This window comes from Cupriavidus sp. a3 (assembly GCF_051015765.1).
GTDB lineage: Bacteria > Pseudomonadota > Gammaproteobacteria > Burkholderiales > Burkholderiaceae > Cupriavidus > Cupriavidus oxalaticus_A.
In genome coordinates, this window is the sequence record NZ_CP170643.1 from 2,497,098 (window position 1) to 2,509,842 (window position 12,745).

A 12,745-nucleotide genomic window follows, 5' to 3' on the forward strand; every position below is an offset into this window, starting at 1 on the left:
TCGTTGATCGAAACACAGTTCTCGCTTCAGCCTCTCCTGCGCGAAGGTTTCGTGCTGGCCATGCGAGCCATGAAACTATTCATTGGGGATTCGGAGCTGAACACCTGTGCGTCGACTGCCGACGGCAGGCGGCACCGCCGATGTCGGCCTTCCTGAGCCACCGGCTAGGCTTCTTCCGCCGTACCAAGCCAATTCAATTATTTTGAATCGGCAACTTACCGCTACCGCAAACTTCGAAGCGATCTGGTGCCGCGGCCGGCTGACCAGGCGGCCGTCGGACGGGGTGGTGATGGAATGGCAGCGAGCGGGATGGCTGCTTCTACAGAAGAATCGGAGCTGCCTTTGATGGCAGTCTAATATACGTGGATGCTGCGAACCAAGTCTCTCTGCGGGCGCGGACCCAATGCGGAAAGCTCGGAGGCCAGGCAATGAACGCGACCACCAGACTCCTTCTCCCCGAAGATGTAGCGTTAGCTCCAGTCGCTAATCTTCCCTCAGAGTTGGGGCGTCGTGTTTCCAATGATTCTGGCGACTTCTATGTGACGCGCGCGCGTACCCGCTCGGGATCAATCATCGTCGATGCACAGACTGCTGCGCTATTGACGCACTTCCGTTCGCCGTCGACGGTCGTGGATGCAATCCTGGCCTATTGTCATGCAAACGAACTGGATCCGATGCGCACGCTTGTCGCCGCGTTCGCTATGCTGAGCGAGTTGGTCGCCGCAAGGGTGCTAGTACCGGCCGAGTCGATTCTGGCTCAGCCCATTGCATCGTCATTGTCCGTCGGTGAATTTGTAGGAGACGTCGAGATTCTCGAGGCCATCCATCTTCTTGATGACACCGAGGTCTACCGTGGACGTTCCGCTGACGGAACTGCTGTTGCGCTCAAGATCGTGGGAGCCAACATCAGGCGGACTACCACCGCCACCATTCATAATGAAGCCAATGTCCTGTCATGCCTGGATGGGAAGGTTAGCCCTCGCCTGCTGGCGGCCGGCCGACTTGATGGGCGCTCGTTCATCGTGACGACATGGCATTCTGGGGTAGATTTGTACCGTGCTGTGGCGGAGGCCCATGTATTACCTGAACCGGAACGCAGCGACACACTACTGAAGCTTGCCGAGCACGTCCTTCGATCGTATGCGCAACTTCATTCACAAGGCGTATTGCATGGCGACGTTCACCCTCGCAATATCGTTGTTGACGAAAGCGACAAGATTACTGTCCTCGATTTTGGCCTTGCGGTCATGCCGGCCGCCGGCACAATGGGCTTGCACGGTGGTATCGATCTATTCCTTGCACCTGAAATCGCCCGCGCGAATCTTGCATCGGTAGAGGTTCCGCTTGCCTCCCTCGCCTCGGAGCAATACTCGATTGGAGCATTGCTTTACTTTCTTTTTACCGGCGCCCACACGCATTCATTTTCGCTGCAGCAAGATGCCATGCTAAGCCAGGTGGTCAACGAGCCACCACAGCCTTTCTCTCATCACCGCGCCGACAGGTTCTTCTGCCTGGAAGGCTGCCTCAACCGTGCGTTGGAAAAAGACCCGGCCGACCGTTTCTCGTCCTTAGACGAAATGCTGCAATCGTTCCTGCAGGCTTCGCCGCGAAGACAGCTCGTAGGGGCGACATATTCCGTCAGCCACAGCACGGACGTGCAGTCTCAGCTAGTGCTGGACAATGTGCTAAGCCGTCTCCGCGTACCAGAGCGCTTGTACCGCGACGGGTTGGAAGCGCCCACGGGATCGATCACTTATGGCGCCGCTGGGATCGCCTATTTCTTGCTCAGAATCGCGCGTAGCAGGGACGACGAGACCTTACTCGCCGCCGCCGACCAGTGGCTGACCCGCGCGGCGTCCGCAATCTCGAGCGACGCTACCTTTTGGAATGCCGAACGTAGCATTGTCCCGGAAGTCCTCGGGCAGAGCTCCTTGTTCCATCACGCCTGCGGCATTCATTGCGTGCAGGCCCTCATTGCTCATGCGCGCGGCGATGATGTCGCACAGCAGCACGCGCTGGAAGCTTACGCCGCCGCTTGCGCACTATGTGATCAGCTCGACGTTGCGTTTGGTCGGTCGGGATTGTTGATTGGTTGTGCCATGCTGTTGGACATAGCGCCCCAACATCTCGAGTGCGATGCTTTACTCGCATTGGGGCAGAGACTGCTGCATGGCATCTGGGTACAACTGGATGCTTACCCTCCGTTGGAGCGAGTGTCGCAGGCGACGTTGGGCGCGGCTCATGGATGGTGTGGGTACCTTTTTGCCACCATGCGATGGTGTGAGGCGTCCGGCGCCGCCGTGCCGCCGCGCCTGGTCGAACGACTGCAGCAACTTGCGGCGCTCGGACAACCTTCAGGCCGCGGCATGCTGTGGCCACGAAAGATCCAACATACGGCCACTACTGGAATACTCTCAGCCAGTTGGTGTAATGGTGCCGCAGGGTACGTCCATCTTTGGACGACGGCGTATGAACTGCTCGGCTCCGACTTCCAATTTGAGCGTCTTGCCCGCATGGCTGCCTGGCATTCCTACGATGGATCGTCCGATGCCCCAGGCGATTTGTGCTGTGGATTGGCCGGACGAGCCTATGCGTTGTTGCGGCTCCATGGGTCTACTGGGGAATCGGTGTGGCTGGCTCGCGCCAGGGTAATGGCGGAACGTGCCGCCGCGAGTCCCGGCTTGACATCGAATCGGCTGAATAGTCTCTTCCATGGCGACCTCGGCATTGCGCTGCTCGTTGCGGATCTAGCCGCACCGGAGTTCGCCTGTATGCCATTCTTTGACAGCGAGCATTGGTCGAAGCGGGCGCCATCGTTGGCTACCGGAGAGGCCCCGGGCCAGTCAGCCAGATAACGAGCGTCCAGCGAACACCGCTGGTAATCATCGCTGCTCGATGCATGACGAATGACGGAAACACGACGACATCTCCTATGTCGGCATGCAACTGGTTGTCGATCGCATCACCGTAAAATATCTCGGTGCCACCGCCCTTCATGTCTTTGTTTGCACTAAGTTGCAGAACCATCGAGATCTTGCGAACGCTCGCATCCTTGGCGCCGAGATCCATATGCCAGTTGTATTGCTGCCCTGGTGTATAACGAGTGAGCTGCGCCATCCCCATTTCTGGCAGTAGCTCGAATTGATATGCCTCGTTGAAGCGCTGTGCTGCCGCCCATAGCCGAGAAAAAATCCATTCAGTGCTTGCACTTCTCGGGATCCAAAACAGGTGGCAGTCTCTGACGGGATCACCCGATTGATAATTTATTCTGCTTGCCACCATGCTGTATTCATTGTGCAGGGAAACGATCGATTGGCAGTCCTCCTCGCTGAACAGTCTTCTGTAGATTTCGTAGTAACGATAGGTCTGCCATTCGATGTGAATGCGCCGAACGGGCAGCGCTAAATGCGCTTCAGCGGGGACGAGCATCGTTGCGGCAACCAGGTCCGCTAGCACGGCGAACGCATCTTCCAGCGTGCGCATCGGATCCAATTCGTTCCTTGCACAGAAGTTGGCGATGGCATCCACCACAGTCGTCGGTGAACGGAAGTGCGCTAATAGCGCTGCGGTGTCTTCATCGACAACAAAGGATTCAGCCCCGGCGGCGGCTCGCGTCACAATGAAGTCGTCGGGCTCATGTGCAACGCCACGTCTAAGATATGAAGGAAGGTTGGCGACCGGCGCCACAATCACATCCTCTGGGAGAAGAAGCGTTGTGGTCGCGTTCATGCCCTTTCCAACGCCGCCGGCCACATCCCGTCGGACGGAATCCATGTGTCGGTATCGATCTCTGCCAAGCTCAGACGTTCGAGCGCATATTGCCAAGGCTCCATCGTGTTCAGCGCGGCGGTCCTGGCTGAGACAAGATATTCGGCAAGGCGCCAAGTCACCCACATTCGCCAGCTTGTCGTTCGCTCGCCTTTGACGGCGCCACGCGGCGGATCGGCTCCCCAGGAGAGGAGACCGTTCTCCGAAGCCGCGGCGCTAAATGGAACACCGTGCGGCGCGCAGCCGGCAAGTCTCGTCCGAAGAAGGTCGGCAAATTGATAGAGATCATCTAAATGAGTGAAATAGACTAAGGTCTTGTCCGGCCGGGAAATCCCCCAAAGTCCGACGCCAACCTTGAATCCCGTGACCCCATGTGCATGAGCCAGTGCGCCGATGAGAGTCTCCAGCGCTTCAGGCATGTCATTTACAACAGGACTCAAATAGAGCTTGAAGCTGGCCCTCTGTGCGGTCCCGCGCGGCGGCTCTGATGTGGAAAGCCACTGCCACCAGAATTCCCGAGCACCTTGCGATACCGGCACATGCGTCCAATGACGATGGAGCGAGCGAACCAGGATACCGTCCTCAGCGATTCCGAGGAAGCGGGCTACTGCCGCAGGACCAGTGAGACGCCGTTGAAGTTTGGGAGACACCGGCTTCCGGCCATAGGAGTACAAGCGATGCGCAAGTTCGGTTTCGGGAAGGCAGTTCAACTCCTGGCCATACCGAAGCGCGGACACGGAAAGATCGAAGTTGCAACCGCGGCTCGACCAACCAGGCAGCGATCCGGAAAGTCCCGCCACCTGCGGACCACTGATGAAATCATCGTTGAGCAATATCTGCAGGACTCCATCCAGCAGAAGCCTCTTTATGGTGGACTCAAGGTCGTGACCGAGGCGACGCAGCACATAGCGTGGTAGCGGACCGGCTTCGACAAGCGCCACGAAGAGCAGAGCAGTTTCACAAGATACTGCGCGCCAGCCTTGCGCGCTGCCACCTTGCGGCACGAGAGCGCCATACAGGTCTTCCGAGCAATCGGCTTCCTGAAGTTGGCGTCGCTCTTGCTCGCTGAGCCGATCGACCAGCACCAACTGGTAGTCCGGATTCGATCGAAATATGGAAGTTTCAAGCAGGCGACCGTCCATATCTCTCTGCTTTCGCCGATCCGCACCGTTAGTTGTTCTTGCCCTTCTTTTTCAGTTCCTTTTCGACGCGCTCAACGTCTGCCAATTTTGATTGGACTCGTTTCTTCGCCAAAGTGGTGGCGTCATCCGCAAGCTCCAGCAACTTCATCTTTAATTCAAGCTCTTCCTTGAACAAGGGAAGATCTTCGGGCGACAGAAGCGCCTGCTCGGTCGGGTTGATGACCTCATCCCATGGATTGAGTCCGAAGAAATTGCTCGGCATCCCACAGGGCGGAGCGCCTTGCGGACGAATCGGGGGAGGCGGCGGGCAGACAGCAGATTGCGGTGAGTCGCTGCACCCTGCATCACAGCCCGCGGCGATATCAAGCGGGTCGCCGGGGTTTAGAAGCGAGCCGGAGATTCCACAAGGAATTTGGATCCTTACGCGCTTCGCTCTAAAAGCCATGTGTGACACTCCGCTTGGTTGACTAGCAAAGTGCGATTTGCCGCCGTTAAAAGCTTATCAGATGAGCCTGTTTTTTCAAGGCGATTCAGTTCCACCGCTACGCGTGACGCGTCAGTTGTCGCCAGCCTGGCAGTTCGAGGATACCCGCCGTGCCATCTCGCCCGCATAGTGTCGCGCGAGCAGGTCGTACAGGGCCAGCTCATAGGTGTTCGCACAATCCCGAAAAATTCGGTTTGCCCACATGTGCAGATAGCTCTGGACAAGCGCTACGCGGCTACATCCAAGCAGCCCATCAGCATCCAGGGCAACTAGTTTGTTGATTGTGGGTGCGATGCTCGCGGAGCGGGTCCGGATGGCGAGATCGGCTTCGCCGCAGTCATGCGTTTGCGTGGAGAGCAAGCTTCCCACGACACTCTTCACTTCGCGGTATTTGGCTGCCAGAGCCACCAATGTCTCTTGGTGCGCGCGGCCTTTCAGAAGGAGACTTCGGCAGGTGGTCATGACCCGTCGGCGCTCATCCATGCCCAGACAAAAATCATCGAGCAAGGTGTGCATGCCGAGCAAGGCGGCACGCCATCTCGCTTCATTGTCTGCGCGATACCGGGCAATAATCGAAATTGCAGCCACGCTGTCGCTTTCGAAGATTGCATGCGCAAGCTCCATCGCTTGAAAGCCGCCGTAGCGCTCCATCTCGGGCGCGTATGTGTCTACGGCGTGCTTGTAAAGGCTGTTGCGCCACGGCGCCAATGCAGAGAATACCCGGGGCACCACGTGCCGCCATAGGATCGATGCGTCGCCATGCATGCGCCATCGTAAATGCCAGTCCGGATCCGCGTAGCGTATGAAGAACCAGGTATCGATGACCCCTTCTGCCCGCAGCGCTGCGGCCAAGGGGCCCACGCACTCGGTCAACAAGCGGTCTAGCGTGGACGGGCCGGCGTACAGACGAAAATAGAGCCAGTCTTCTCCCGGCCTGCTGTCTTGGCCGGACGGCATGGCGCGGGCTGGCCGCAATGTTTCACGGACGCGGCGAGCGCGAACCAATGGCACGACCAGTTCATGATGAAAGCTGCCTTCCTCGCCGTTCGCCAACAGCTGATCGGGCAATGGGAAGACTTCGGTTACGGCGACCGAGATGCGTCGCCTGGCCGTGGCCAGGAAGCTGTCGACTGACAGCGCATTGTCGAAGTCGACCAACAGCGTCTTGTCGTTTTCCGGAAGCCACACGAATCGAGGCAGCCGATGCTTCTCCCTTAGCGCCTCGATCGCTGTCATCCGATCGTGCTCGGAAAGCAAGTGGATCGCCGCCAGTTCTTTGCCACTGAGCTGCCAGCGCGCAAGCGACAATACGAACCGACCGGACACCAGCCGCGGAAGAAAGGGGGCGCTGGACAAAGTCCCCCAAGAGAATCTGGACTCGGCGGCATGCCCGCCGGCGGCCAGGCTGGCGAGGAAGCGATACAGTATGGGACCTCCGCGCTGGTGGGCGTGTGCGCATCCCAAATGTGGCACGACGCGGCGCTCCATTGCGGCAGAGCGTAGAACCACCTTGCCCTCGCACAGGGACACAAGCAGGTCACTGACGGCGATTTGTTGCGAAGGCGGAGCCCCGGATGACGCGCATAGCGAAATTTCGTAGGCGCGCAGTATTGGCCGACAGACCACATTGGCAGCCTTGCCCGGCGGCAAATAGGCGATTTCCGCATGAATCGCATCCGGGTCGCTGGCCTCCTCCTGCCGAAGGGCGCCACGCACCAGCGCAGTGAGTTCCGGTGACGCATGGCAAAAGCGGCCCAGCAGGGTGGCGCTTGAGCCGCCAATCACCTTCTGAAGGTAGATCTGGTAGTCGCCCCGGGCCATCGCTGGCGCATCTGCCGCGGCTATCGAGACAATTGCCGTGCTGCCATGGGGAGCAGTCCACGGTGTATCTTCGACAAGCGCCTCAATATCAACGTGGTCAAGCTCAACCTGTGCCGATTGATGCATGAGCGCTTGCGCAAGACGCTGCAGCAGACGTTGATCGCCGCCATGCCATACGTGCTTGGTGGGCTCGCGAGTGGATGGCAAACCGTCCAGCAAGGATGAGGGACTTGCGCCAATGTATGAATTCGCTTCGAAGCCGATGCCGTCTTCTTCGTCCAACGCTTGCAATAGGGGCACTTCACGCTGGCCGAAGCGGCTCTCAAAGCGCCGCGCGAATTCGTCCAGCACGTCTGGCTCGCGCTGCGCTGCCAGCTTGCACAGTAGCTCTGCCCCGCGGGCTATCTCGTTGGCCATGTGCTGGCTCAAGGAGAGCGACGCCGCGGGCTTCTCCAGATCGACATAGAACTTGTGTCCAGCGCAATCGCTTTCGGCAAGTGCTTGCAGCAGGGCCGTCGACTCCGGTTCGGGGTACTCCCCAGGGCACGCTATCTGGTCCGTCGCAGCGAATATTGTGCTGAGGACAGAGGGGGGCGAATGACTGGTAGCCACATTGCGCAGCCATGCCACAGTCGCCCTGCCCGGCTCGGGGCCTGTCGCAAAAGGAGGCAACACGGGGCGAAGCAGACCTACGTCGATCAGTTCCTCTAGAAATGCGAGCCCGTCGGCTTCCTCAAGATCCGGCAATGGCACCGTCAACTGCTCGGCGATCGCGCTCAAAGTGGCGCCATCCTCCCCTGCAGCTGCCGCCAGCACCCATCGTAAGTAGTGACTGTCCTTTACTTCCACCAAGTGATAGGTCGGCTGCGGAGTGCAGAGGCGCATCTCGTGGTAGCGTAACCGGTCGCCGGCCTGGTATAGGGTCTGCTCTGCGCGATAGTGCAGGTGGCGCCGGACGCAAGCGTCTTTTGCCAATGATCGTGACACTTCTTGCAGGTAACCGGCATCTAGACGGATGTGGCGACGATGATCAGCCCGGGGTGCGACCGTGAGACGGGTGACGTCACCGATCGGACCCGAGGCCCAGCCGGCGAATAGGCCGAACGGCGTCGCGCGGCTGGCCATACGCTGCAGGTAGCGCACAGCTACCCGCTCGATTGCGAGAGCATCCTTGTTCTCGCACCCGTTCAACCAGGGGGCCATGCGTCGAGAGAATCCAGGGGAAGCCAGCTCGATTGCCTCACGCACTTGTGGGCGCTCGACAATTTCGCGTAAGCGCGCTCGCAACAGCGCTGCCCCAGCCGGCCGGGCCAGATCTGCACACCAGTTCAGCAGCACCTCCCACGGCAGCGCAGGCGTGCGCATCAGGAAAAATCCCGTGTCCGCCAACTCATCCTTTATTAGTGCCATCGCCACTACTCTTTGTCCTTGCCCGTTAAAGCAGGCTGTTGCTCTTTAGGAGCCAGGCGACGCAGGTCGGCGTAAGCCCGCCACAGGCTACCCCAGCCCCGTTGCACCAGTTGGCCCCACAGCTGCGGAGTTGCCAGCCCTTGGGGGAACGGTCGTGGCCAGAAGAAATTGACATTGATGGCCCACGGCGAGGCCACCGTCACCTGGTGATACCAGCCAACTGGGATATAGAGAGATTCCCCGGCGTGCAGAGTGCATTTCCAACCAACCGCCCGGCGCGCCAGGGGAAACCGCTCGAAATCTGGCACGTTGGGATCGAAGCGGCAATGGGTCATGCGCGGCACGGGGTATAGCCAACGTGCTTGCGACGGCGCAAACATAATGAAGGTCTTGTTGCCAAATACCTGCACATTGCAGTTCGGCTTGATATCTGCGTGCAGGCCGGAGGAGGTTCCCAGTATGCCGCACCAGAAGATGGTGTCCACCGGGGGCAGAGCAAACCACGGCGGTACGGCGGTGTCGGCAAGCAGCAGTGGCGACAACGCGCCTAGGCTCACGTCAAGATAATAGGTGCTTTCGAACCCGCAAGCCCCGATGGCCCGGGTTAGCTGCGCCGTGTCCGCGCCGGCGGCCGCGATGGCGCGGATATCCTCCGCGCCGGCGATCTCGACAACCCAGTCTAGATAGTCGGAAAACAGGATCTTGCCCCCAGCCAGCATGTTCTGGTAGACGTTTCGGGGCGCCCCGCTTATCTCGCGCACGGCCACCTTGCGCGCCCCAACGGCGGTCTTCAGGTATGCGGGCTGCCACCGCTGCAATGCCGGCCAGGCGTCCACGTTGCCGGTCACGACACAAGGCGCACGCGCCAGGCGCGCAGGCCTGAAGCTGCAAGCGGCAATGCGAGGAACAGGATTGAGTTCCATGGCTCTGATCGCCGGTCACGCCGCTAAACCACGATGATATCGGTTCCGTGCGCTCAGATGCCCAGACAGCGGTGCAGGCTCCTCCAACTATGATTTGGCGGGATTGATGACGTCAGCGCCCGGATCCGGCAGTCCGGGGCAAGTCCACAGACTCTCGCTTCGAGGGGCCAGCAGCCGTTCCCAGACATTGAGATTGCGAATGGTTTCGCGCTCTAGCGTCAACTTCCTTTTTTTGGCTTGGTCAGGTTGACTGCCGGCGGGATCCGGCACCGTCTGCGTGCCCAGGGACTTCTCCGCCAGTGACAGGATTCCCAACAGAACCGTCGCTTCCTTTTCGTCGAGCTTCGCGCCTAATTCGTTAAGTTTTTCCGCGAGGGCGTTCACATCGACCTGGGTTACCTCTACATAATCAGACATGCTGCCTCCCGCAGTCGGAGATCGAAACTTCAGGTTACCATCGCTTTCTGCGTAGACCAGCAAAAGGGCGCATGGCACGGTTATGCCTTAAAGATCGCATACCAGATGTGAATCCACGATTTTGGCGTCGGGATTGAAAATAAAAATAGACGGCCAGCGATCAGAGAGGTAGGAGTATCTTGACGCTAGCCTTCAAATCTTTTTAAATCTGTATTTAGTCAAATTTAATATGTAGCAAATTTGAATCAATTCGCGCAGCGAATGTGCTCGCATGGCTCCATGCCGATCTTCGGCTTACAGAGAGGCGGCTCTTGATCCTTCAATCGAAATTGGCTCTGCGTGCGCATTTACGACTATCGCCTTTAATCCGCGACCGTCCGCACTGCGCATTTCAATCTCATCTGCACAAATATTAATGTCAGACAGACTCTCTTCACCTAACCTAAATCCACAATCAAAGAATCAAGAGTCATTCAGGGGGAGCCTTATGGACACGCACCACAGTGCCGACCTCCGGCGACAAGTGGCAACAGTCCTTCGAGTGGACCCGCTGTCCAGCACCACGTCGACCGACAATCTGCAGCACCTACAGTTCATCAGCAACGCGGCCCAGACCGTGTTCGACCTAACGGATCCGTTCACCCGCGAACCCTTCACACGAAGCGGCATGTCAACTTGTACGCCCGTCGCGGTATCCATTGAAGAAATGTTGGGCTTCGCCCGCGCCTACTTAAGGGTTACTCTCGAGGCACTGACCCGCTACATGATCCGACTGGAGAAGAAAGGCGGGCTGTAGCCTGGCAGGCTCGGATTGATGTTCGGCTGAATATGGGCGCACGGCAGCGCGTGGCCGTAAGCAAGTCGACTCTGATCGCATCACCAGCACTTTGGAAAGGAGCTTTCCATGGATGCCAATACCCTCACTTCCCACCTGCAGACCCGCACCACGCATGTGGTAACGCTAGGCGGCGCTGGATCCGCCATGCTGACCTTCGACCTGGCATCGGTCAGCATGACGCCCGAGCAGGAAGTGGTCGTTCGCAAGCTGTTCAGCCAGCGCCCCGCTCTAGTGGCAACCGAAGGACCGCACTCCGCCCGTGACGAAACCAACAAGCCTGGCCCGGCAAGCCAATACCTCACCCCAGCGGAGTTTGAGAGTATCCGGAAACTTGGCGTAAGACTGGGCACTCAGGGCGTACTGGCAGCAACCGCCTGCGACTTTTGTCTGCACTGCGTCAAGCTGGAGGCATTGCCGTCAGCTGGACCGCTACAAAACGGATGAAACGGGATGCAAATGCCACGTTCCGACGAGGCTGTCGACGTTGCTACTCAGGCCGCAGCTGATAGCCTGATTCTTGGTGGCGCCAACACGCATGAGACCAAGGCCTTCCTCGCTGGCTTGCCGCCGGGCCGTAGCACCGATGCCATTGCAGCGGTGCTTCGCCCCTGCTGCGAAGCACCGCGCCGCTTCCTCGCGGACTCGTCGCTGATACTCGGCAGCTGGCTTTTGGCTCGCCTATCAGCCCGAGGTTACACGCCCACTGCCGAACCATGCGCGGCCATGTATGCGCTGGCAGATGCAGCCAGGATGCTGTCCCTGGTGGAATTGCTGCGCTGGCAGACCGTGGTGGCGGCTTTGCCCGCGCCGCCTCATCTCGAAACCGTGCGTGACAGGCTCCTTTCCCAAAGCCGCACAATGTTGCGAACGCTCGCTCGCCTTTCGGACACCGACGACCTGCGGCATGAACACCGTGTGCTGAAATGTCTGAGGGACAAGCCTTGACACCGCGGCTGAGCCCAAGAACCGCCGGGATCGCCCGGCGCGGCCTGTTGTTGGGGATGGCCTGGCTCAATGAGAACCTGCAGCATTTCGCGGTGCGCACAGTCACCAGCCAGCGGTTTGACAAACACCACGTGGCACAATTGAAGCCACTCACCGAACTTGCGCTGACAGTCTGGATGCTGAAGCGATGCGGTCTTGAACTGCCCCTCCTCGATGCGACGGCCAGCTGGATTTGGCAACAATGCGAACATGGCCGCAAACTGGTGGCACTTCTGCTGGCGCGGCATGATTTCCTGCCTTGTTGTGCACTCTATGCTTCGTTGCGCCAGCTCGGTTTCCGAGACCCAGCGCTAGACCGCGTACTACGCTTACTTGCGCGCGCGGACATCGAGGCAGCGCTTCCCCTGCAACCTTGGTCACGCTTGGCGATGCGCTATAACTTGTGGCAACTTGGCCTGACGAAGTGGCCAGGCCAAGAGGGTGGGCTCTATATAGCAACACGGCCCGAACCATGGGTGGTCTCGGGGGAGGTGGCCTACGCGATTACGCACGAGGTGTTCTACCTAACTGACTTTGGGGCACGCGAGCTGGAAGATGTTTGTGTGACAGATTACCTGCGCGCTTGGCTCCCATACTGGACACGTGCTTTTGTTGACGCCAACGATAATGACCTTGCGGCGGAACTGGCCATGGTTGCTGCCTGTTTACAAGCCAGCCATGATCCCGCGAGTACTCAGGGACTGCATAGCGCGCTTGCTGTCCAGCGCGAGGATGGAGCCGTGCCGGGACCCGACGGCGCAGGTAGCTTCCTTTTCGCTGAAGGCGACACAGCCGCACACCGGGACTTCCTTGGCTGCTACCACACTACCCTTGTTACCCTGATGGCGGCAGCAATGACATTGCGGAATTCCACAATCTGAGCGCTTGGATCGGGAGTCGGTTGACGAAGCATCTGCAGCCACAAGCAGCTCATGTTGACATAAGTGAAGCTTGTCAA

The 12,745-nt window shown here is 59.0% G+C and carries 11 protein-coding genes; 5 read left to right on the top strand and 6 right to left on the bottom strand.

The features are described from left to right. Positions 1–428 precede the first annotated feature (428 nt). Positions 429–2,855: a lanthionine synthetase LanC family protein gene (locus tag ACAD63_RS12170; protein WP_434032722.1), complete on the top strand. Its 2,427-nt coding sequence runs from the start codon at positions 429–431 to the stop codon at positions 2,853–2,855. Here ACAD63_RS12170 and ACAD63_RS12175 read toward each other — a convergent pair. From ACAD63_RS12175 to ACAD63_RS12200, 6 genes are all read right to left on the bottom strand, one after another. Further along, positions 2,821–3,729 (bottom strand): 2OG-Fe(II) oxygenase, encoded by a 909-nt coding sequence (locus ACAD63_RS12175; protein WP_434032723.1) that lies wholly within the window; start codon positions 3,727–3,729, stop codon positions 2,821–2,823. The two genes, ACAD63_RS12170 and ACAD63_RS12175, sit on opposite strands and share 35 nt — an antisense overlap. Continuing rightward, positions 3,726–4,910, bottom strand: coding sequence for a hypothetical protein (locus ACAD63_RS12180; protein WP_135706538.1), 1,185 nt, complete (start codon positions 4,908–4,910; stop codon positions 3,726–3,728). The genes ACAD63_RS12175 and ACAD63_RS12180 overlap by 4 nt, the downstream gene beginning before the upstream one ends. A gap of 28 nt (positions 4,911–4,938) precedes the next feature. Then, a complete protein-coding gene (locus ACAD63_RS12185; protein WP_434032724.1) occupies positions 4,939–5,355 on the bottom strand; it encodes a hypothetical protein in 417 nt (138 codons plus the stop codon). A gap of 111 nt (positions 5,356–5,466) precedes the next feature. Continuing rightward, positions 5,467–8,625 (bottom strand): lantibiotic dehydratase, encoded by a 3,159-nt coding sequence (locus ACAD63_RS12190; RefSeq protein ID WP_434033983.1) that lies wholly within the window; start codon positions 8,623–8,625, stop codon positions 5,467–5,469. A gap of 5 nt (positions 8,626–8,630) precedes the next feature. Next, positions 8,631–9,548 carry a cupin-like domain-containing protein gene (locus ACAD63_RS12195; RefSeq protein ID WP_135706536.1) on the bottom strand — a complete coding sequence of 306 codons (918 nt, stop codon included), beginning with the start codon at positions 9,546–9,548 and terminating at the stop codon, positions 8,631–8,633. Between the two features lie 87 nt (positions 9,549–9,635). Next, complete coding sequence (locus ACAD63_RS12200; RefSeq protein WP_135706535.1) at positions 9,636–9,965, bottom strand: hypothetical protein; 330 nt, start codon at positions 9,963–9,965, stop codon at positions 9,636–9,638. Positions 9,966–10,506: 541 nt separating this feature from the next. On the opposite strand from ACAD63_RS12200, the gene ACAD63_RS12205 reads away from it, so the two are divergent. The 4 genes from ACAD63_RS12205 (at position 10,507) to ACAD63_RS12220 (ending at position 12,668) form a co-directional block, all read left to right on the top strand. Further along, positions 10,507–10,761 carry a hypothetical protein gene (locus ACAD63_RS12205; RefSeq protein ID WP_135706534.1) on the top strand — a complete coding sequence of 85 codons (255 nt, stop codon included), beginning with the start codon at positions 10,507–10,509 and terminating at the stop codon, positions 10,759–10,761. 108 nt (positions 10,762–10,869) lie between these two features. Continuing rightward, on the top strand, positions 10,870–11,247 hold the full coding sequence (locus ACAD63_RS12210) for a hypothetical protein (RefSeq protein WP_133096782.1): 378 nt from the start codon (positions 10,870–10,872) through the stop codon (positions 11,245–11,247). Positions 11,248–11,259: 12 nt separating this feature from the next. After that, entirely contained in the window at positions 11,260–11,748 is a 489-nt protein-coding gene (locus ACAD63_RS12215) for a hypothetical protein (protein WP_135706533.1), read from the top strand. After that, positions 11,745–12,668: a DUF6895 family protein gene (locus ACAD63_RS12220; protein WP_135706532.1), complete on the top strand. Its 924-nt coding sequence runs from the start codon at positions 11,745–11,747 to the stop codon at positions 12,666–12,668. The genes ACAD63_RS12215 and ACAD63_RS12220 overlap by 4 nt, the downstream gene beginning before the upstream one ends. The last annotated feature ends 77 nt before the right edge of the window (positions 12,669–12,745 follow it).